Origin of the sequence: Sphingobacterium hungaricum, assembly GCF_015210005.1 — a bacterium.
Lineage (GTDB): Bacteria > Bacteroidota > Bacteroidia > Sphingobacteriales > Sphingobacteriaceae > Sphingobacterium > Sphingobacterium hungaricum.
The window spans coordinates 217885-238805 of record NZ_MU158698.1 but is presented as its reverse complement, the minus strand read 5'-3'; the positions used below and the strand labels follow the sequence as shown (position 1 = coordinate 238805).

Here is a 20921-nt window from a genome sequence, read left to right as displayed (position 1 = left end):
ATTTATGATTAATAACTATTTACGAACTATCAAAAATGCAGATTCAGATTTGTTTTTTTTAATGGCTGGCCCTTGTGCGATTGAAGGTGAAGAAATTGCCTTGCGTATTGCAGATCGAATTGTAAACATTACCGATAAATTAGGAATTCCTTATATTTTTAAAGGATCATATAGAAAAGCGAATCGTTCGAAAGCAGACTCATTTACTGGAATCGGAGATGAAAAAGCGTTGAAGATTTTAGAAAAAGTCGGAAAGACATTTGGCGTACCAACTGTTACGGATATTCATGAAAGCCACGAAGCAGCAATGGCTGCAGCGTATGTGGACGTTTTACAAATCCCTGCTTTTTTATGCCGCCAAACAGAATTGTTGGTCGCGGCGGCAGAGACAGGAAAAGTAGTCAATATTAAAAAAGGTCAATTTCTTTCTGCTGAATCGATGAAATTCGCAGTTGATAAAGTTAAGGATGCTGGAAATGATAACGTGTTTTTAACAGACCGTGGAAATACCTTTGGCTATCAAGATCTGATTGTCGACTACAGAGGGATTCCGGCGATGAAAAATTTGGGCGTGCCAACAGCTATGGACTGTACGCATTCGTTGCAACAACCTAATCAATCTTCCGGAGTAACTGGAGGAAAGCCAGAATTGATTGAAACAATCGCGAAAGCGGCGATTGCAGTCGGAGCGGATGGCTTGTTTATCGAAACGCATCCAGATCCTGCGAATGCGAAATCCGATGGAGCGAACATGTTGCACTTGGATTATTTAGAAGATTTATTGGGTAAATTAGTCAGAATACGCAAAGCTATTCTTTAGTTCTAATCAAATAACAAATAGATATGGTTTCGAAAGAGACCATATCTATTTGTTTATATACCTCGACTAAACTAATCAAATGGGTTGATTGGCGCTGTTACAAAGATTAACTAAATAATCACGTAAAAAGCTTTTTAGCGAGATTTATTTGTTTTGAAATAAATATTTTTATCTTGTAGGAATATAAATTTATTTTTATGAGACTTCAAGTTGCGCTCTATTCGTTTTTATTTATCACCATTTTAGGCTGTGGGTCGGATCCTGTTCCTCCAATTACTCCCAAGCCTGATCCAGAACCAGTCGATACAATAAAAACTCCAGTGACCAAAGATTCTATCTTCGAAAAAAAGACCCAGTCTGTTGAATTTAGTGAGGTCTATGTCGATGAGACTTTTGATCAATCACTATTTCTGGGTAGCCTTTGGAATCTTAAAGATACAGTCGGTCGATTGCTAATCGAGAATCTAGCTTCGAAAGCTAAATCATTTGAAGTCAATGTAATGCCGAGCTCTTTTCAAATGGATTTTTTTAAAGGTGTTCCTAGTTATGCAGCCATTCGTAGGTATGCTGATACGCATAGTGAAACTAGTTCAAGTGGCCCAATAAGTACGCAAAATAGCGAGTTCTCGGATTATCGACAAATACAGGCTTATCTAGGCTATAGCAAAGATATTCAAAAAGTGATCGAATTGGTGAAACATAAGGATTCCACCACCATTGTCAAATCACATAGTACTTTAAGACGTGCTTTTAATGTGAATCTAATTTTAGATGTAGATTTTAGCGATTACCAAAATAATTATACGAATGACGACATCAATAAGCTGAAGAAGGAAAATTATAATCCATATTTTGTCCATTCCGTTAATTACGGAACGCATCTGATTTTGATGGCTGAAAGTAATTCTCCTCGGCCGGATCTCAATGCGGCCATCGACAAACTGCTTGAAAATAAAGCGTTAAGTACTGCTGACGAGCAAGTTTTGGCTTCAAGTAATTTACTTGCGTATTATCGTGGTGGAAGTAAAAATAGTTTTATTCAATACGCAAAGGGTACAGCAGCCATTAAATCGACAATGGCAGAGCTTCTGATCCAGATGGATAGAAAAGATAATCGCTATGATTACCCAATCAACTTCACATTAACAAGCTTAGAAACCTATAGGAGTTTAGGATATTTTGCCGTATTTGATGCCCAATTCAAAATAAAAAAATAAACACTATTCACAGCTATTCTACGACCTGAAAAGGCGTGAATTGATTTTTGGGTTCGAAATAGTTCCAAAGCAAGTTCGAAATTTTTCTTGTCAATACTTCGGCTTCGTTTGTATTCCCCCAAGACTTGTCTTGATTATTGTCTGTCAAAATGCAGAATACGTAATCTCCGCTTGGGGCATTGACTAAAATGACTTCGCCACGCGAGGCATCGACTGAACCGGTCTTGTCAATTGCATTGATAGTCGAAGGGATTTGAGACAAAGAGCGGCCGTTATAGAATTGATTCTTCAGAAATCGGTACATTTTATCATCCAATTGAGGCGTCAATAATTGTTGCTGACGAATTAATATGAATAGGCGAGCCATTTCTTCAGGCGTTGTTTGTCCCCAGCCATATTTTTTCCAATCGCTTTCCCGTCCAAGTGTCCTAGAATTTACTTTTGTGTGCGCGAATCCTAATTTCTCCATTAACACATTGATTTCTTTTCCTCCTCCGGCTAAATCCTGACACCATAGAGAAGCTACATTATCACTGTAAGACAGCATTAACGAGACCATCGTCGACAAATCTGTTTCCGAGCTATCTTTAAAAAATTGCATTAAACCCGAACCGCCATAGACTTGCTTTTCGCTGTACGTGAATTTTTGATTTAATTGCAATTGGTTGTTGTTGATTTTATCAAACACGCCTACTAATATCGGAACTTTGACGATACTTGCTGTTGAAAAAATAGTATCCGAATTGATTTTAGCTACTTTATTTGTTTTAAGATTTTTGACATAAATGCCGATGTCTCCGCGAAAGTTTTCCACTTCTTTTTCAAGCAGTTTTTGCAGTTTGCTGTCTGTTTTTTGAGCCATTGTAGGTGTAGAGAAAAGTAAGCTTAGGAATAAAATCAAACGTAATTTCATTATATTTTCGTTATTTTAAATAGATAATTTAAAATAACGAAAAAAACTCTTAAATCGAGCAGGTATGAATTTATTTATGGTTTTGTTAGGTGGCAAACCTGATGGCCGATATACGGAACAGCATGATATATTTTTTGGCGTAGCCAACGAGCTGAAGGATTTAGTTCCTGCATTTTATAGCTTTTGGCCCGAACTTACCGATCGCATGCACATTGACTCTTGGCGATATGTGTCAAAGGTTGGCGATTACAGCATCTCCATTCTCCCAAAATCGGAAGCCGATCGAGCGGTGAGCACCAAGAAGTTATTTTTTGTAAATCTGGGTGGATACAAGGAAGAGGACATGGAAGAATACCATTACAAGCAAGTGGTTGTTGCGGAAAGTTTAGCAGAAGCAACTCGCTTAGCGAAAGATACTGTCTTTTGGAAACACCATACATCTTCGCATATCGATGATAAGTATGGAATTGACGTGGATGATATTTATGAGATTGAAGATATGTTCCTGCCAGAATTTAAAGATCAGTTTACGATAAACATCGAGGAAGCAGATTCTGAGGAGGAAGACGTTTTGGAAATCGGTTATCTTAAAATCTCAAAATTACTAAAGTCATAAAGCAACTTTGTTACTCCGTTTTAACAGATTAGCAGAAAAAGGGATCTATTTTTTTAAAATAAATCCCTTTTTCTTTAGGCCCTTAAACGTTGGTTTTTCGTTTATTTCTCTGCACCAACAGATAGCTGATGTATAAAATGATTAACCATATCGGAATCAATTCAACTGAAATTTTCAAACCTGTAAACCACATCATCACCAAAACTCCAATTAGGAAGATTAAACAAATGTAATTGCTGATCGGGTAGAAGAGGCTCGGGAATTTAGTTTTTGTATGCTCCTTGTCTTTCTGTTTTCTAAAGAACAGATGGGTCAATGAAATCATGATCCAATTGATGATTAGCGACGAAACAACTAAGGACATTAAGATGCCTAAAGCTTTTTCCGGTATCAATTTATTGATTACGATCGTAACTGCAACTAAGGCAGCAGATATTAAAATCGCATTAACAGGTGAATAGTTTTTATTTAGTTTAGTCAGAAATTTAGGTGCATTTCCCTGTTCTGCCAAACCATACAACATTCTTGAATTGCTGTAAACACAGCTATTGTAAACAGATAGCGCAGCGGTCAAAACGATAATGTTTAATGCATTCGCAATAATTGTTGTGAAAAAATATGTTTTGCCAAATAAAGTAAATTCGAAACCTTTCAACGAGTTGAAAACTTCGACGAAAGGACTTGTGTCTGCCGTAATGTTTCTCCAAGGCATCAATGAAAACAGAATAATCAATGCCCCAACATAGAAAATCAAAATGCGGATCAATACCTGATTCGTTGCTTTGGGGATGTTTTTCTCAGGGTTTTCGGCTTCTGCCGCAGTAATTCCCACAAGTTCTAGACCGCCGAATGAAAACATAATCATCACCAGCGCAGCGAGTAACCCTTGATAACTTCCATCGGACAATTGCGTCAACCAGCCTTTTGGAAAGAATCCTCCATCATTGTATAAGTTAGCTACAGTTGCTTGAGGGCCTCCTGAATCACTCAATAATAAGTACGTTCCGAAAATAATCATCGCAATAATAGCGACGACCTTGATGATGGAGAACCAAAATTCTGTTTCGCCATAGACTTTTACCGAAGCCAAGTTGATTGCGTTAATAATCACAAAGAAAAATAGACTGGAAACCCATAAAGGAATTTCAGGCCACCAAAATTGGACGTACACACCGATGGCAGTCAGTTCGGCCATACTGACCAACACATACAAGACCCAATAATTCCATCCTGAAGCAAAACCAGCGAAAGGTCCCCAATATTTATTTGCGAAAAAACTAAAACTTCCGGAGACAGGTTCTTGAACGACCATTTCCCCTAATTGTCGCATAATAAAGAATGCGATAATCCCCGCGATCGCATAACCCAAAATAACGGAAGGACCAGCTAATACGGCCGCTTGGCCAATGCCTAAAAATAAGCCTGTTCCGATAGCGCCCCCTAAAGCAATTAGCTGAATATGCCTGTTGCTCAAGCCACGCTTAAGTTTTTTTTGATTGTCTTCTGTTGTATTAGCCACTCGTATATGTGTTAATTTTGTTTTTTGTTCGTTGTAATTTCAGAATAGCCTGATAACTCATCCCAATATGTTCCCGGACGTCGATTATAAATTAGGATTTGGTATGAATTTCCAGTTTCAAAATGACTGTTCGAAAAGGTATCTGTAAACGACTTTCCATTTTCGTCTACAAATATATAATCATAATCGTATAATCCCTGCTTAAGTTTCGTTGTCAGCTTCCATACCAGAGAAGCTTCGTCCTTTTTTAATTCGAATTCCTCCGAAGGTATGAAATTATTAAATGCACCCGCGAGGTAAATTCTTCCTTTTGGCTGTTGATTGGTTTTCAAAGAGAATTCTACATTCGCATAATCCGACGAATTCGCGGCATCATCCTCTAGGTCTAAATTACGAATATAAAACTTGCCATTTTCATCAAATGTCGAAGCATAACTTATTCCAGATTCGTCCTCATCAACAGTCAGTGTGACGTAAGGAATCGAATCTTGTCGAATGTTTCTTATTGTGGCCGCTGCCAATCTAAAACTCCTCAAATCCACATAATGAAATTCTTTGTTTCCTTTAAAATCTAACGTTTCTGTTTTTTCATAACGCACTTCATTATTCCCAATGAATAGTGGGTCGACAGTCTCTAACTGATAATCATTCCGCCGGTTTTGAATAGCAACGACATGGATGTCACGTTGCGGGTTCGTGATTGTCAAAGCATTTGTCTTAATGGTTACATTGATTTTCTGGTGAGAAGCACGATTGTTGACATTTGGCGACTGAAGCAGCGAAGCCTGAACCTGAATCAAATCCCTATAGACATAGAATTTTCTTGTCAGAATCAATCGGTTTTTGTCGGCATCTTCATAGACTTTCAATAAATAATTTCCAGAGATTTTAGGCTTAACATATTCCGTAGGAAACGTTAAGTTGTAATTTGTATAAGCTTGTGCGGTCGATTTAGAACTTGTGAAATTTTCTATGCGATCTTCGTTATAACCGGCAGCGTATTCCAGGGGAGAAACGCGGCTTGGTTCCCAATTGTAATTGCAATGCTCGATGCTGAAATAGAAATTTCGTACATCTGCACGTAAATCATCAAACACGAGGTTTAATTTCTCATCCGAATTTAAACTAATCAGCGGTAAATCTCCTTCTTTGCCCAAGGGGCTAAATTGAACACTTTTAATCGTCGGCAAGTAGTTTTTATCCTGATAAACCAATTCTTGCTTTGGCGAACGGATTTCTTCTTTCACATTCCGTTTTTTGCGCTGTGCAGAAGCATTGCCACAGCATAGGATTGCCAAAAAGAATAAAAAAATGACTTGCTTCATGAATTGTTACAATATGCATAAAAATAGGAAAACCGCTCCATATTGAAAGCGGTTTTGTCCTATTTTTAAATAAATACTTATTTCGAGGTTTTGGGCATTGCATCGCAACCACAACCTTTGCCACATCCTCCTTGATTTTTCTTTGAGGGGAAGAGTCTTTTTCCGACGTAATAAACTGCTGCTACGAATAGCAAACCGATAAGCAGGTATTGTATGAGTGTATTGTCCATCTTATTTTAAAAATTGATAAGCAATGAATGCTGCAAGGTACGCAAAACCTGTCATAAACGCAGTCTGAATCAAAGTCCACTTCCATGAACCCGTTTCTTTTTTGACAACCGCAATGGTCGCCATACATTGCATTGCGAATGCATAAAACAAAAGCAAAGAGACGCCTGAAGCAAAGTTATAAGCCGGTTCTCCGGTATTTCTGTTGATTTCCGATTGCATACGTGTAAATAGCGATTTTCGGCTTTCATCATCTTCGATATCGACTTCATCGCCTAAGCTATATACCACAGCCATTGTTCCTACAAAGACTTCGCGGGCTGCAAAGGATGAAATCAAACCAATTCCCATTTTCCAATCATAACCTAAAGGACGAACTACCGGCTCTATGGCCATTCCGATATATCCTAAATAGGAGTGCTCCAATTGATAAGAAGCGACTTCGTTAGGCAAATCTTCTTCGGCTATTGTAGGGTTTTCAGCCCTTACAAATTCTTCTGCATTGGAAAATTTCTCGCCTGGTCCAAAGTTACCCAAAACCCAAAGAATAACGGAAATAGCTAAAATAATTTTACCTGCACCAAATAAAAAGCCTGAAGATTTCTCCCAAACATTCAACAGCACATTTTTCCAATCGGGCATCTTGTAGGTAGGCAATTCAAAAATCAAATAAGACTTCTGGAAGCTTTTGATGATTTTGCTGAGAATCAACGCGGAGAATAATGCACCTACAATTCCTAAAATGTACATAATGAACAGGACAACGCCTTGCAGATTAAAACCCAAAAAGGTTTCTTCCGGAATAACCAAGCCAATAATCACAATGTAAATCGGCAAACGAGCCGAACAAGTCATAAATGGAGTCACCAGCATGGTAATCAATCGCTCTTTTGGATTTTCAATGTTGCGCGCGGCCATGACCGCAGGAATTGCACAGGCATTTCCAGACATTAAAGGAATAACAGATTTTCCGTTCAACCCAAATGGCCTTAACCATCTATCCATAATAAAAACAACGCGGCTCATATAGCCCGTTTCTTCCATTAACGAGATAAACACAAACAGAATAATAATCTGCGGCAGGAAAATAACAATACCACCGATACCTGCTATAATTCCGTCGATAAATAACGAGGACAATGGGCCTTCTGGCAACCATTCATGGAACGTGCCTACCAAACTCGCAAAGCTTTCATCGATAAAATCCATGAAAGGAGCCGACCAAGCGTAGATTGCCTGAAAGATTAGAAATAAAATCCCAAAGAATATCACATAGCCAAATATCGGATGCAACAAGATTTTATCCAATTTGGAAGTTGAATTTAAGCGTCGGTTTTCTTTTTTTACAAGAATGCTGTCTAATGAATGTCCAATGGAATCATTTCGAATAATCGATTCGTCTTTTTGCAAAGCCTGAATATCCAAACCATGTTTTTGGCGGATTGCTTGAATGGCTTTGTTCTTTTCGCCCGGTAAAAAAGAAATGTATTCTTGCGCAAGATATTGCCAAGTCGCGTATTCCGTTTCTAAAGGAAATAATTTTTTTGCTTCGTCTAAAGCTTCGGTATATTTTTCGGGAATAGTGAAACTTCCGTAATAAGCAGAAGGGACAGCATCGAAATCTTTGATTAATTTCGAAATCGAATCGCCAGTCCGTGCATTTGTTAGATATACTTTGGTCTTCAAAAATTGCTCAAGTTTAGGGATATCTATTTCAATCCCTTTGATTTCAATTTCGTCCATCATGTTGATGACGAAAATCGCCGGAAGCCCTAATTCTCTAACTTGCTGGTAAAGAATAATCGAACGCTTTAGTGTAGAAGGCTCGCTGACCACAACGACTAACTCCGGATAATATTTGTTGTTTTTGTCGCTTAAAACATCAAAAACAACGCGTTCATCGATCGAGTTCGGAAACAAGGTATACGTTCCGGGTAAATCAACAATTTTATAAGTTTTATTATTGGCGTGTAAGTCGCCTTCTCGTTTCTCAACAGTAATTCCTGGGTAGTTTCCTACCTTTTGATTTAACTTCGTCAGGCGGTTAAATAAGGATGTTTTTCCAACATTCGGATTCCCGAGAAGCGCAATGTATTTATTTTTCATTAAATTGCTTTGGTGATAATAAGTTTAGCTTCAGATTTGCGGATTGCGATTAGTGTATCGTTGTCAATTATTTTTAAACAGATAGGGCCGTTAAATGGAGCTTTATATTTAACTTCGACTATCGAACCAGGAAAAAAACCAAGTTCATAAAATTTCGCTGGAAGCTCTAGGGATTTGAAATCTGTGACACTGACTTGTTCGCCAATTTTTATTTTATCTAAACTACTCTGTTGCATTTTGTATATTAGATTATCTAATGATAAATTAAAAAGAACAAATATAGCTAAAAAATGAGTTTTGGACGTTATTTTTATTTATAACAATTAAAAAAAAGGAGGGGAATTAATGAGTCTAGAAGAAAAACTTAAAGTCAAGAAATTTGCCAGCGATTGGCATAAGGCTACATTAAACATTGTGTATACAAGCAATTGGCTGATTGTCGAATTGGAAAAGCGAGCAAATAAAAGGGATATTACCATGCAACAATTCAATGTGTTGCGTATCTTGAGGGGACAATTTCCCAAACCAGCGACCAACAACCTGCTCAAAGACCGCTTGATTACTGCGACTCCGGATATTTCCAGGCTAGTAGACCGTATTGTTGCTAAGGAATTGGTTTCTCGCTGTAAAAACGATACGGACAAGCGCGCCGTTGATTTATTGATAACAGAGAGAGGTTTGAAGCTACTAGCTGAAATCGAAGAAGAAATGATGTTGAGCGACCTATTGCCTATCAATATCACGGAAGAAGAATGTCAGCAATTAAGCAGATTGCTGGAAAAATTCAGGGGTGAATCCGAAGTTTAATTATTCATGTGAATGGTCATCATGGCTATGGTCGTGGTCATGGTCGCTGTGGTCATGTGAGTGGTCATGTTGTTCATGAGGAACTTCTGCACCGTGGCTATGGTCATGTCCATCGAACAGAAAATTACCCAGCGAAACCAAAATACCTAGAAAAACAGCAATCATTTTCTTTTTGTTGAATTTATGATGATCGGCAGAACCCGATTCAAATAGGACTGTCGTGCTTATATGCAAGAAAATCCCGATCACTACGGCCATGATTTTATCAAAGTATTGTGAAACATTGCCCAAATCACCTTGGCTAACACCTTTACTTGTGATGAAACCTAGTGGCGTCATGGCAGCAAAAACAAACAGGGCAAAGATAATCTGGCGTTTAGTTAGTTTGGTGTTGATCAACAGACTTCCCAATGCAAACGCTGCAGGGATATGGTGAATCGCAATTCCAAAAACCAATTCTTTTTGATGGCCTGCGGCCAATGGCATTCCTTCCAGAAAAGCATGCAAGCACAAGCTAAACATGATTCCGATAGGGAATGACTGTATGTTCTCTTGGTGATGGATATGTCCATGCTCAATACCTTGAGAGAATTGCTCCAGCAGCAACTGAAAGATAAACCCGCCTAAGATATACAATCCAATGACTTCTGGAGCTGTGGTACTGCTATGGTACACATGTGGGATTAAATGCAGTACGGTAATAGAAAATAAATAAGCACCACTAAAAGCTAAGATGAGCTTTAGGAGATTCGTATTGTCTCTTTTTACAAAAAATACAGCTAGACCGCTTAATAACGCGGAGATAAATAAAATGGAGACAATCGTCGTCGAACTCATGGTGTTGGTGATAATGGAACTTTAGTTTCGTAAAATTGAGGGAAAAATCGCTTGAACAGGTAGCCGTTCAAAATTCCGATTCCCATACCCAGCAGCGCTCCACAGATAATATCCAGCGGATAATGAACGCCAACATAGATTTGAGATACAGAGACAATCGTTGCCCAGGTAACGCACAGCCATAAAGCATGTTTCCATTTTCTGCGGAATAACATAATCCAGAAAAAGGCCATTGCAAAATGGTTGGTTGCATGAGACGAAGTGAAACTGTATCCAGAGCCACAGCGAACACGCAAATTAACTTCATTTTTAAATTCTACATCGTTGCACGGACGAACACGCTTGACAGTCTTTTTGATTAAGTGCGATGAGATTACATCAGATGCTGCAAAATTCAATAGCGTAAAAGCAACTATGATAAATCCCATCTTTCCATAACTGCGTATGAAAAAGATAATCAAAAAAAGATACAATGGTGCCCAGGTAAACGGGTTGCGCATTATCGGCAATAACCAATCAAAAAAAGGATTGCTTAAACCTTGATTTATGGCCAAAAATACTTCTTTATCGATATGTATCAGCTGTTCTAACATAATTCTAATTTTTAGTCTTTAAAGTTTTTTCATAAACAAAAGCAATTCAAAGCTAAAAATATTTTCCGATGTACGTTATAAAATGTAATAATGAAACAATGTTGCAACAAAAGTAAACTTTGTTTATCGAAATATGAAGATAAATCTGAAAAAGTTTATTTATTCAACTAAATTTACGGCATAACTTAAGCATGAATATATGGCATTAATAAAATCTATTTCTGGAATACGTGGAACAATAGGTGGATTAGCAGGAGATAATCTAACTCCGATTGATATTGTAAAATTTACGGCGGCATTTGGTAAAATGATTACCGAAGGTTCGACGAAAAAGAAAATTGTTATCGGAAGAGATGCGCGAGTTTCTGGAGAAATGGTCAATAATTTGGTTATCGGAACATTGCAAAGCATTGGAGTGGAGGTGATTGATTTAGGTCTTTCAACTACGCCGACTGTAGAGCTTGCAGTTCCAAAAGAAAATGCTGCAGGAGGAATTATCCTGACAGCTTCGCATAATCCAGGAGAATGGAATGCGTTGAAACTTTTAAACGAAAAAGGTGAATTCATCAACGACGAAGAAGGCAAAAAAGTCCTAAGCTTAGGAGAGAGCCTATCATTTGAATTTGCGGATTATAAAAATTTAGGCTCAGTTACCCGTGACGATTCGTATGAGCAGAAACATATTCAAGATGTTTTGGATTTGGAATTGGTCGATGTAGAAGCCATTAAGCAAGCGAATTTTAAAATTGCTGTAGATGCTGTCAATAGTACAGGAGGAACTTTTATTCCGAATTTATTGAAGGCGCTCGGAGTTGATGTGGTTTATAAAATCCATTGCGAACCGAATGGACAGTTTCCTCATAATCCAGAACCATTAAAAGAGAATCTAACGGATTTATCTGCTGCGGTGTTGAGCAATGGAGCTGATTTAGGAATTGCTGTTGACCCGGATGTCGACCGTTTGGTATTTATGATGGAAGACGGGGATTTATTTGGTGAAGAATATACGCTTGTTGCTGTAGCTGATTACATTTTGACGCACCATAAAGGAAATACAGTTTCTAATTTATCTTCGACCCGCGCGTTGAGAGATGTCACTCAAAAGCATGGTGGCGAATATTTCGCAGCTGCAGTAGGAGAGGTGAATGTGGTAACGAAGATGAAAGAAGTGCACGCTGTTATCGGTGGAGAAGGTAATGGAGGAATTATCTATCCTGCTTCACATTATGGAAGAGATTCGTTGGTAGGAGTTGCTTTGTTTCTGACACATTTGGCTAAATTAAATATCAAAGCATCAGCATACCGTGCGCAGTTGCCTCAGTATTTTATGTCAAAAAATAAAATCACATTGACTCCTGAATTGGATATCGATAGCTTGTTGACTAAAATGCAACAAAAATATGCGCATGAAAATCATACAACAATCGATGGGCTGAAAATTGATTTTGAAAATGAATGGGTGCATTTAAGAAAGTCCAATACGGAACCTATTATTCGTATTTATTCAGAAGGACCGACGCAGGAAGCTGCGGAAGCAATTGCACAGAAGATTATCAATGAGATAAACGAGATTGTTGGCTAATCGATAGCAATCTGAATTCATTAGTAAAAGAGCAAGGATTTTAAGATCGTTGCTCTTTTTTATGCTTTGCTCTTTTTTCTGCTGTATGTAATTGGCCACAAAAAAAGTTTATTTCTCCTTAACGGTGAATAAGACGATGAGAGCAAGCCTGAAATTATATCCTCAAAAACGTTATAAAACAAAAAACAGCAAAGACGTCTTCCATCTTTGCTGTTTTTACATATTCGTATTCCCTATTAATCTGGAATTTGCAATAATCTTAGTTCGCCTAACTGAAAGGCTGTACCACTTTGTAATGAGGTTATGCTAAGTCTGTAATATTTATAAGCAACTGAATTGCTAAATAAATACGTTTGGGATAGCTTTCTTCCAGGGAAGGGAGGTTGTGCAGTTTTGACATCCAAATCAACCCAAGTTACTCCATCCTGCGAACCTAACATTTTCCAGTCTTTCGGATCACGCGCATCAGCATCATTTCCTGAAGTCATGGTGTAAGCTCGTACAACTTGAGGTTCGAAATATTCGAATTGCAACCAAACAATGCCCGGTGAAACTAAATCACCGACAAAAAACTTGCTGTCGATGTTGTTGTCAATGACCTTTAAGCTTCCTTCGCCGCTTTCTTTTCCACTGTTGTTCTCTTTGGAGACAGTGAAGTTGTTGTCAAAATTGGTGATGTCTTTGACGACTCCAACATCAGTCAACATTACAGGAATCTGTGTTAAAGAGCCTTTTGGAGTGATGACATTTAAGATAAAGCTTTGAAATGTGCCTGGAGGAACAACAACTTTCGTAGTCGCATCATTAGACACCACTTCGGTAGCCGTTGAGCTAATCCTTCTTTGCCAAATCGTTTCCCCAACTGTCATTTTAGTCGTATATTTAAGCGTTAGCGAACCGTCGCCGTTTTTCTGCGCTTCTAGATTGACCAATTGGCTTGGAATTATTTTGATGACTTCTTCACGTTGAGCCCAATAGTCTTCCCCATTCAGTACGAAGAGTTTGACATTATAGGTTCCTGTACCTAAAAAGGTGTGCGTTGGCGATGCATCTGAGGAGGTGCTATCGTCCGCAAACGACCACCTCGAAATCGAAAAGTTCTTTGATTCGTTTTTAAAACTAATCGTGAAAGGATCTGCTTCGCTAGGTACAGAATAACTGAAAGCTGCAGAGGGTTTTGGTTCAACAAATTCTACAATTTCTTCCTTGGACTCTTTCTCGCATGCCATTAGGGTCAAGGCGCTTAACCCTAAATAAAATACTATATTTTTCATATTCTTCTACTTAAAATTGGTTTATATGAATTTAAGGTGTTCTAATCATCCTCCATTCTCCGATTTGAAGTAAATTACTTCCGATATTCGAAGTGAAGTTAATTCTAAAGTGAGTGTATGGTGTCGGGTTTGTAATTTCATACCGTTTGGTCAGAAATCGTTGCGCAAATGTTTCATTTGCTATGTTGCTGATTACTGTCCAGTTAACTCCGTCGTTAGAACCCTGAATATTCCAAGCATTCGGGTCACGCTCTGGAGCATCGTTTGCAGATGTAATGGTATATGCGCCAATATTTTGAGGCGTAGTATACACAATCTGTGCCCACAAGGTTCCATCGAAACTTTGTTTCAAAAACTTAGAATTGTAATTGTTGTCAACTAATTTCAACGACCCTTCATTGTGCGTGGCTCCGCCATTGTTGTCCTGATTTACAGAAAACACACCTTGATTGGTCACATCCATTTCTAGAACAAATTCGGAGTCAATGACTATCGTTGTGTATTTTTTGGCTTCATCGAGTACATGCAAGGTTGGGTTTTTCAGCTCCACAAAAACCGCTAGTTTTTTTCCTACATATTTCTCGACAATACTCCATGGCACATCCAATACCAAATTGGATTGACTCGAGTTGCTTGCGAAAGTTACGGTAGAAGCTATTGTGTATTCTCCTGTTTTAAGCGCAATCGTATTTTCCGGAAGATAGCCACTTGTTACCAGATTGGCTATGGTATCTGGCTTCGTAACAACGCTCACACGAAAAGCATTTCCTGGAAAACTCGCTAAGGAAACACCGATTGGAACCGAAAGTCCTGATGAGGAACTTGTATAATTTGTTCTGTTTTTGGCTTCGATAATGGTCCCCGCACCATTTGTTAGGGACAGGAAGTGAATGTCAGAATTGTCCAATATATCATCTGTATTCAAACTGATCACCTGAAAATTGCCTTTGGAATCAATGGCATTTCCTTTCCCTGCAGTAACAATCGTATAGCCGACGGCTACATTTTTACCGTAATTTTTTTCTAGCGCCGTTCTTAGGATAGAAATAGTGAATGTAGCACTATCCGATCCATATTCTACTTTGGCTGTATTCGGAATCGTGATGGCATCGCCTGTTACCGCGACAGCATCTGGTAGGCTTCCCGAAGCAATCAATTTGCTAATTGAATCTTGGTTAATGCTTAGACTCACCTCAAATGCTTTTGAAGCAGGTTTATTCAATTTTATGCTTACTGGAACGATCACACTTTCGTTGGTCTTATTTATTGGACCGGAGATTCCTGAAGTTTTGACCGTAGATACTGAATTTCCACCCAATGAAAATTCGTCTAACATATGGTCTTTACATGCCATTGATGTCAACAGCATGCTCGCTAAAAAGAATAGCTGAATATTTTTATATTTCGTCATGATCTATACGATTTATTTATCTAACCATACACGGCCGTCCAGTTGCCAATTCGTCTGTCTTGGCACTTTTAACCAACTAAAAATTTGTGCAGAAATGTCTGGATTTCTTGGTACCAATAATCCTAGATCTGCCACAGAAGGAGCACAGATGTAATCGTTAAGTCGCTCAATCTGATAACCTGTTCCACCCAATTTCAGCTTTCCGCCATACGGGCTTTCATCTAAAATATATTCACCATCGGATCCCAATACAGACCAGCTTCCAGCTAAATTGTCAATGTACGGATGGCGATTGTCCAAACCGACTTCACAGCTGAACTGTTTGATTACCTCTTCAGGCAATCCAACTTTCCAGATTCTCACATCGGCGAGGTAAACGTCAGGTTTCCATGTATTGGTGCTTGGCAATGTTCCGAAACGCAATAAGGCATCGCTGTCAATATTTCCCCAGCCCGAGATGTCAATGTCTTCGTTAGCTACACCATTGGTATAGGTTTTTAGGAAACGTTTTCCCTCTTTCATATAACCCACGGCTGAAATGCTGTTCCAGCTTGCATTGTTCAAAACACCACCTTTGACTTGCGCAGTTGCGCCAGTTCCTCCAGCATTGAACATCCAATAATTCTCTTCTAAATAAATTACCCAGCCACGTACATTGCGGTCGTTTGTCCAGCCATCTTGCCAGTACGGTCTTTTCCCTAAAACGGAAGCATAATTAAATTTATACGTGTTGTTTGGGCCTTTGTTCTTTTTGATTTTTAATTCAACAGTGAATTCGCCTTCCCCAAGGTTGTAAATCGTGTTGTCGCCTTCTACCAATTCGGCATATTTCGTATCGTTAAAACGGATGTAATCGCCGACCATTCTATTTCCAATGTAGGGTTTTCCGATAAAACGCAAGTTATAACTTAATGCGTGGTAAATCGTGAATGTATTGACCGCTGGCACACTGAAAATGGTATTATCATTTTGGCTGTCCGGAAGCTGAAATTCTCCTCCTTGACTAGACGTAACGACGATTAACCAATTTTCACTTTCGTAATTCGCTCTGGCTTTTACAGCTGTTAGAATTTTGCTGAAATCAGCATCAAAATTTTCTATAGCCTGCTTGTATGCTGCTGAAGAATTGTCGTACACACTGCTTGCTCCAGCGGCATCTACGGACGTATAGTGTCCAGTGATCATGGTGATGTCATCCTCGTTCAACGCAGAGATGATGTTGTTCGTTACGTCACCATCCGAACCGCTTAAGGTTGTCGTGTTATGTTCTCCCAAACCCTCTAAAAATGTTTCAGACGTACTGAACATTTTTAATTTAGCATCGGCTTCTTTATTGATGATCCGATCGAATAGGAGGGGATAAGACTCAAAGTTGTTTGTTGCAAAATCACTTGAAACATTGTGCTTGTTTTTTCTTACTCCCGTGAATAAATCTGCCCAGTTATTTGCGATTCCCATGGAATTGTCTTCGCTCAAAGAAACGAAGCTGTAAATTGACTTTGGCAGAATGCTATTGATTGTAGGCACATTAGCTGTGCGAACAGACTCACCGCGCGCACCATCTACGACTAACAAGAGAACTTTGGGCGTTCCATACGTTACATTGATCTCTTCATTTTCACCCACCTCCGGGATTACTTTAGCAAAATCAGAATTACAGCTCCATAAAAGTATCCCTGCTGATATTAATCCTAAAAACTTCTTATTGACTAACATGTTAATTTTCTTTTTCATGCTCTTTATTCTAAAATAATTCTAGTAATATTATTCACTGGCTCGCTGTCGAACATCCAAAAACTGCCCATTAGTAACAAAGCTCGTTTACCATCTTCAGAAGTTGTTTCAACAACATTAGATAAGCTTCCGCTGAATTGTCCTGTTGTGTTCAGTTCTGGAATCAAATCACCTTTGGCATCTACGATCATAAAACCATTTCTGACGATACCCGCATAGGAACCAAAACTCCCTGAAATCACGATTTTTCCATCATTTAATTGTTTGGCATAGCGAGGGAATCCATTCAAAAATGTTTTAGCTTGAAAGCTTGCATCTAAACTTCCATCCGCATTTAGCATACAAACTCGATTAACCGTTGTGCCATTAAAAGATTTAAATTCCCCTGTAACCATATATTTATTCGTTACTGGATTAAATGTCACTTCATCAATATTGAAGTCTGCACCGTTCCCATTGCTGTTGAAGGTATTATCGATCGTACCGTCAGCATTTATTCTTGCGATGTAACCCGTACTCTTTTCGTCAAAACGCGTGAATGAACCGAAGACAACTATTTTTTCCTTTAAAGATCCTGACTCATGCTTCATTGATTTTACATAACCATTAGCGCCAGCAAAAGGCTGTCCTCCAGCAGTGAAGCGATATGTTTTATCTAATGAACCATCTAGGTTCAAGCGTGCAAGATGTCTGATTTCGGTACTATCAAGAATTGTGGTGTCTCTTGTTTCGCGAGCATTTGGTTTTAAATAATCTCTCTTTACATAATATCTGATGTCGAATCCGCTGACAATTATTTTGCCATTGCTTTCATAAATATTTTGGATCGTGTTATTAAATCCGCCGTTGAAAAAAGGTACATATTTAGTCGTATCACTTTGATTCGGTCTTCTCCAAGGTTTTACACCCAAAGTATCCAATTCGCCATTGAGGTTCAATCGGGTCAGGTTACTGATGTTTTCGCGTTTTTTATCGTAACCTCCAAAAGCACCAGAAATATAGTAGCGATCATTGATCTGCAAGATTTTGTAAATTGTGCCTGTAGATCCTTCACCTGTCCTCCATGACACATCATAGGTTCCATCAGTAAATGTTCTGACCAATCTATTCGTAGGTTTTACCAAACCTTTGTTGTTGTAATTATTAAACGCACCAACATAAATTATTTTTCCGTCCGTAGTGACCAAATGATTGTGTACCGAATTGTTCGCTCCCATGATCGCAGTCCATGTAGGATCTACTTTCACGATACCTTCTACCATAAACTCAGGGCCATATACGATGATGTCGTCGACAATAATAGCAGTTGGGCCTGTACTTGCAAAGGCTGGAACTTTAACCTGTACCTCAGTAGCAGTTATCGAAACGATTTCCGCTTTTTGACCATTGAACTGAAAGACAGCTTTGTCTTGAAATTCTTGTAATCCAGCCACTTTAATGGTTACTACTGTTCCAGGGCCACCTGTCGCAGGATTGGCAATTTGGGATCGGTCTATGATGATTCCTAATGGGTTTTTTGGTTCAGGATAAGGCTCGGAGAAAAATTCCGCTTCCTTATTGCAGCTCCAGACCAGTAGTAGACTGCAAAAACCTAAAATAATGGGGTAAATTCTATTTTTCATAATTTAAAGGTTATCGTTTACTATCAAATATTAATTGTCTGATTTCATAAGTTAGTCGTATCGTTCGATCTCTCCTGGTGTAATCTAAAACGTGAACCGCACCATTCGTCGGTTGAATATCAGATGAGGCGACTGGTATGGTGTTATTGTTATCTATTGTCGCTGAATTTGCGTAAAATGGGGTAAAATTCAGTTGTCTATATCCTAGGTATTTCAAAACTGATTTTCCATCTGCGCTAACTGCATCATTGAAAACGACACCGATATTACTCACGGTCTGCCATTCAGAAATGTAATTTTGTCCGCCATGTACATTTAACAAGTTAAAATCTACTTGTGGGTAGTCGGCCAATAACTTTTTGGATTTAAAAATCAGCGGTGTTAAATAGGCTTGCCAGATTTCGGGAGAAACATCCGAAAGATTGACAATAGTATCCAATAGACTATTGTACAAATCCCTGTTCAACCCATCTGTATTAATCGTTCCGATAAAACGCTTAATGCAATCGTCGCTAGGGGCAAAGAAGGTAATATCTCCAGTACTGAAAATTTCTTCCATTTCTGCCAATCGAATGATTTGGGCGATTGTATCAAATTGCCTTGGTTTGGAATCAAAATATTCCAACATTGTACCATCAAAATGTGGATTCGCTAATCCTCCATCGATGTAATAATCGTCTTTAGCACAGGATGCGAGCAAAGCAAAAATGCTCAATCCTAAAAACAATATTTTTTTGCTGTTAAAAATAATCTTTTTCATATGTCTATGTTCTACCAACCAGTTGATATCCAATATTCGTTTAATGTCATGTTCGGATTGTTATTTCGTGCGGCTGGGTCAATAGGCCATGTCCAAGCACCACGATTAAATTGATCTAAATTCATTGGAGCATTTGTCCATTGTGCACTCAAAATTCGTTTCGTACGGATCAAATCGAAATACCGATGGCTTTCTCCAATGAGTTCTCTGCAACGTTCCAAATAAATAAAGTCTTTTAATTCAGCACCTCCGCCACCATCATATGGATTTGCGCCGGCACGGTTACGGATTAAATTTAAGGAAGCCTTCGCTTCATCATCTCTATTTCCCAATTCGGCCAAAGCCTCTGCATGAAGCAAGATGGCGTCTGCATAACGGAAGATCATGAAAGTGATGTCGGGATTTTTGTCTTCGTTTCCAGATGCATACACGTTTGTTCCGTATTTTCTTAACACAAACTGTCCGTTGTCAGATAATATATCCTCAAACCATAAATCACGTCTTTTATCCGCTTCTGCTTCTGGATAAATTGTTTCCATGTAGGTGGATGTAAAATAACAGTGGCTCATGTTATTGTTGAAACGAGGAAATTTGTATGGCCATCTTAAGAAGTGATCCCAAAAAGGAGCAAGGGCAGCAACATTGTCACCGTAGTTGATACTCCTGTAAAATTCAAACAAAGATTCCTCTGTTCTTCCTTTCATTACTTCAGCCCATGACTCATCAGTCAATGGATAAAGTTTGTGATAGCCGCTTGTAATTAATTCTCTTCCTAAAGAGGCAGTTACTTCCTGGTATTTTCTAGTATTTAAAAAGTCAAACGTTGCATTCCACATATTCATGTGCATTAACAAAGCGATTAATCCACCTTTTGCAGGCCGAGCGCCTCGCTGAGCAATGTCGTCGAAAGCCCAAGGCATTAAATCTTTTTGAACAGTCAGTTCCGCAATGCATTTATTCAAGACACTGACCATATTCTCACGCGGTAGGGATTCCCGGAAATAAGTATCTGTATAATATACCACATCGCCATACAACCTAACCATCCAGAAGTAGGTAAAGCAACGGATAAAAGTTGCCTCCGCTTTGTAGCGAACATAATCTGATTCAGAAACACCTGGAATTCCTTCTTCCAGTTTTTCCAAGAGGATGTTGACACTTTGAATCACTTCATAATACTTTTTCCAACGAGTGACTTGCGCCAAATTGTACATTTCGTATTGAGTCGAATAGATGGCTGAATTCATGTCATTCCTTCCTAACGCTTCGACCACTCTTCGTGCGTTTTCATTGTTGGCTCCTGGAGAAACTTTGATTTCTCCTGACCTTGCTTCACCGATGGCACCCATTACCCAAGTCTCATTTATTTTCTCAAAAAAGCGACTATAGATAAAAGCAATATTGGCTTCCACATCAGCTTTGGATAAATAAAAGTTATTCCCAGTCAATCGGTCAATCGGCTCTACCGTTAAATAATTTTTACAAGAATTTGAAACTGTCAATGCTAAGACTAACAGGCCGATTCGTATAAATTTTGTTGATATATTGTTCATCTTC

General features: G+C 38.7%; 19 protein-coding genes. 5 read left to right on the top strand and 14 right to left on the bottom strand.

All coding sequences use genetic code 11. The features are described from left to right. The first annotated feature begins 4 nt into the window (after window positions 1-4). Both kdsA and C4F49_RS04170 read left to right on the top strand, forming a co-directional pair. Window positions 5-820: a 3-deoxy-8-phosphooctulonate synthase gene (gene kdsA, locus C4F49_RS04175; RefSeq protein WP_196934625.1), complete on the top strand. Its 816-nt coding sequence runs from the start codon at window positions 5-7 to the stop codon at window positions 818-820. 197 nt (window positions 821-1017) lie between these two features. After that, window positions 1018-2037, top strand: a complete 1020-nt coding sequence (locus C4F49_RS04170) for a hypothetical protein (RefSeq protein ID WP_196934624.1) — start codon at window positions 1018-1020, stop codon at window positions 2035-2037. Window positions 2038-2050: 13 nt separating this feature from the next. On the opposite strand, the gene C4F49_RS04165 is transcribed toward C4F49_RS04170, so the two are convergent. After that, a complete protein-coding gene (locus tag C4F49_RS04165; protein ID WP_231388201.1) occupies window positions 2051-2899 on the bottom strand; it encodes a serine hydrolase in 849 nt (282 codons plus the stop codon). 115 nt (window positions 2900-3014) lie between these two features. Here C4F49_RS04165 and C4F49_RS04160 point away from each other — a divergent pair, with 115 nt between their 5' ends. Further along, entirely contained in the window at window positions 3015-3566 is a 552-nt protein-coding gene (locus C4F49_RS04160; protein ID WP_196934623.1) for a DUF1543 domain-containing protein, read from the top strand. Window positions 3567-3648: 82 nt separating this feature from the next. On the opposite strand, the gene C4F49_RS04155 is transcribed toward C4F49_RS04160, so the two are convergent. From C4F49_RS04155 to C4F49_RS04135, 5 genes are all read right to left on the bottom strand, one after another. Further along, window positions 3649-5085 (bottom strand): amino acid permease, encoded by a 1437-nt coding sequence (locus C4F49_RS04155; protein WP_196934622.1) that lies wholly within the window; start codon window positions 5083-5085, stop codon window positions 3649-3651. Window positions 5086-5096: 11 nt separating this feature from the next. Further along, the gene (locus tag C4F49_RS04150; protein ID WP_196934621.1) at window positions 5097-6410 is read right to left on the bottom strand and encodes a type IX secretion system plug protein; all 1314 of its coding nucleotides are present in this window, start codon (window positions 6408-6410) and stop codon (window positions 5097-5099) included. Between the two features lie 77 nt (window positions 6411-6487). Further along, the gene (locus tag C4F49_RS04145) at window positions 6488-6640 is read right to left on the bottom strand and encodes a FeoB-associated Cys-rich membrane protein (RefSeq protein WP_196934620.1); all 153 of its coding nucleotides are present in this window, start codon (window positions 6638-6640) and stop codon (window positions 6488-6490) included. A gap of 1 nt (window position 6641) precedes the next feature. Further along, window positions 6642-8744 carry a ferrous iron transport protein B gene (gene feoB, locus C4F49_RS04140; RefSeq protein ID WP_196934619.1) on the bottom strand — a complete coding sequence of 701 codons (2103 nt, stop codon included), beginning with the start codon at window positions 8742-8744 and terminating at the stop codon, window positions 6642-6644. Continuing rightward, on the bottom strand, window positions 8744-8980 hold the full coding sequence (locus tag C4F49_RS04135) for a FeoA family protein (RefSeq protein WP_196934618.1): 237 nt from the start codon (window positions 8978-8980) through the stop codon (window positions 8744-8746). Before C4F49_RS04135 ends, feoB begins: the two co-directional genes overlap by 1 nt. Before the next feature lie 109 nt (window positions 8981-9089). Here C4F49_RS04135 and C4F49_RS04130 point away from each other — a divergent pair, with 109 nt between their 5' ends. After that, entirely contained in the window at window positions 9090-9551 is a 462-nt protein-coding gene (locus C4F49_RS04130; protein WP_196934617.1) for a MarR family winged helix-turn-helix transcriptional regulator, read from the top strand. Here C4F49_RS04130 and C4F49_RS04125 read toward each other — a convergent pair whose 3' ends face one another. Continuing rightward, complete coding sequence (locus C4F49_RS04125) at window positions 9552-10388, bottom strand: ZIP family metal transporter (RefSeq protein WP_196934616.1); 837 nt, start codon at window positions 10386-10388, stop codon at window positions 9552-9554. Beyond that, the gene (locus tag C4F49_RS04120; protein WP_196934615.1) at window positions 10385-10981 is read right to left on the bottom strand and encodes a phosphatase PAP2 family protein; all 597 of its coding nucleotides are present in this window, start codon (window positions 10979-10981) and stop codon (window positions 10385-10387) included. The genes C4F49_RS04125 and C4F49_RS04120 overlap by 4 nt, the downstream gene beginning before the upstream one ends. A gap of 199 nt (window positions 10982-11180) precedes the next feature. Here C4F49_RS04120 and glmM point away from each other — a divergent pair, with 199 nt between their 5' ends. Beyond that, window positions 11181-12563 carry a phosphoglucosamine mutase gene (glmM, locus tag C4F49_RS04115; RefSeq protein ID WP_196934614.1) on the top strand — a complete coding sequence of 461 codons (1383 nt, stop codon included), beginning with the start codon at window positions 11181-11183 and terminating at the stop codon, window positions 12561-12563. Between the two features lie 236 nt (window positions 12564-12799). On the opposite strand, the gene C4F49_RS04110 is transcribed toward glmM, so the two are convergent. From C4F49_RS04110 to C4F49_RS04085, 6 genes are read right to left on the bottom strand one after another with little or no spacing between them, the layout of a single operon-like run. Then, a complete protein-coding gene (locus C4F49_RS04110; RefSeq protein WP_196934613.1) occupies window positions 12800-13837 on the bottom strand; it encodes a PKD domain-containing protein in 1038 nt (345 codons plus the stop codon). A 31-nt stretch (window positions 13838-13868) separates the two neighbouring features. Beyond that, complete coding sequence (locus C4F49_RS04105; protein ID WP_196934612.1) at window positions 13869-15248, bottom strand: discoidin domain-containing protein; 1380 nt, start codon at window positions 15246-15248, stop codon at window positions 13869-13871. A gap of 12 nt (window positions 15249-15260) precedes the next feature. After that, window positions 15261-16982, bottom strand: a complete 1722-nt coding sequence (locus tag C4F49_RS04100) for a DUF4983 domain-containing protein (protein WP_196934611.1) — start codon at window positions 16980-16982, stop codon at window positions 15261-15263. Between the two features lie 5 nt (window positions 16983-16987). Further along, the gene (locus C4F49_RS04095) at window positions 16988-18604 is read right to left on the bottom strand and encodes a DUF5008 domain-containing protein (RefSeq protein ID WP_196934610.1); all 1617 of its coding nucleotides are present in this window, start codon (window positions 18602-18604) and stop codon (window positions 16988-16990) included. A gap of 10 nt (window positions 18605-18614) precedes the next feature. Then, a complete protein-coding gene (locus C4F49_RS04090) occupies window positions 18615-19364 on the bottom strand; it encodes a fasciclin domain-containing protein (protein ID WP_196934609.1) in 750 nt (249 codons plus the stop codon). An 11-nt stretch (window positions 19365-19375) separates the two neighbouring features. After that, entirely contained in the window at window positions 19376-20917 is a 1542-nt protein-coding gene (locus tag C4F49_RS04085) for a RagB/SusD family nutrient uptake outer membrane protein (protein ID WP_196934608.1), read from the bottom strand. Window positions 20918-20921 lie beyond the last annotated feature (4 nt).

Bases quoted from the DNA above. Each gene is read 5' to 3' on its own strand.
- C4F49_RS04110 (WP_196934613.1), bottom strand. From the start codon at position 13,837: ATGAAAAATATAGTATTTTATTTAGGGTTAAGCGCCTTGACCCTAATG.
- C4F49_RS04085 (WP_196934608.1), bottom strand. From the start codon at position 20,917: ATGAACAATATATCAACAAAATTTATACGAATCGGCCTGTTAGTCTTA.
- C4F49_RS04135 (WP_196934618.1), bottom strand. From the start codon at position 8,980: ATGCAACAGAGTAGTTTAGATAAAATAAAAATTGGCGAACAAGTCAGT.
- C4F49_RS04105 (WP_196934612.1), bottom strand. From the start codon at position 15,248: ATGACGAAATATAAAAATATTCAGCTATTCTTTTTAGCGAGCATGCTG.
- C4F49_RS04165 (WP_231388201.1), bottom strand. From the start codon at position 2,899: ATGGCTCAAAAAACAGACAGCAAACTGCAAAAACTGCTTGAAAAAGAA.
- C4F49_RS04160 (WP_196934623.1), top strand. From the start codon at position 3,015: ATGAATTTATTTATGGTTTTGTTAGGTGGCAAACCTGATGGCCGATAT.
- feoB (WP_196934619.1), bottom strand. From the start codon at position 8,744: ATGAAAAATAAATACATTGCGCTTCTCGGGAATCCGAATGTTGGAAAA.
- C4F49_RS04100 (WP_196934611.1), bottom strand. From the start codon at position 16,982: ATGAAAAAGAAAATTAACATGTTAGTCAATAAGAAGTTTTTAGGATTA.
- C4F49_RS04120 (WP_196934615.1), bottom strand. From the start codon at position 10,981: ATGTTAGAACAGCTGATACATATCGATAAAGAAGTATTTTTGGCCATA.
- C4F49_RS04130 (WP_196934617.1), top strand. From the start codon at position 9,090: ATGAGTCTAGAAGAAAAACTTAAAGTCAAGAAATTTGCCAGCGATTGG.
- kdsA (WP_196934625.1), top strand. From the start codon at position 5: ATGATTAATAACTATTTACGAACTATCAAAAATGCAGATTCAGATTTG.
- C4F49_RS04095 (WP_196934610.1), bottom strand. From the start codon at position 18,604: ATGAAAAATAGAATTTACCCCATTATTTTAGGTTTTTGCAGTCTACTA.
- glmM (WP_196934614.1), top strand. From the start codon at position 11,181: ATGGCATTAATAAAATCTATTTCTGGAATACGTGGAACAATAGGTGGA.
- C4F49_RS04090 (WP_196934609.1), bottom strand. From the start codon at position 19,364: ATGAAAAAGATTATTTTTAACAGCAAAAAAATATTGTTTTTAGGATTG.
- C4F49_RS04150 (WP_196934621.1), bottom strand. From the start codon at position 6,410: ATGAAGCAAGTCATTTTTTTATTCTTTTTGGCAATCCTATGCTGTGGC.
- C4F49_RS04145 (WP_196934620.1), bottom strand. From the start codon at position 6,640: ATGGACAATACACTCATACAATACCTGCTTATCGGTTTGCTATTCGTA.
- C4F49_RS04125 (WP_196934616.1), bottom strand. From the start codon at position 10,388: ATGAGTTCGACGACGATTGTCTCCATTTTATTTATCTCCGCGTTATTA.
- C4F49_RS04170 (WP_196934624.1), top strand. From the start codon at position 1,018: ATGAGACTTCAAGTTGCGCTCTATTCGTTTTTATTTATCACCATTTTA.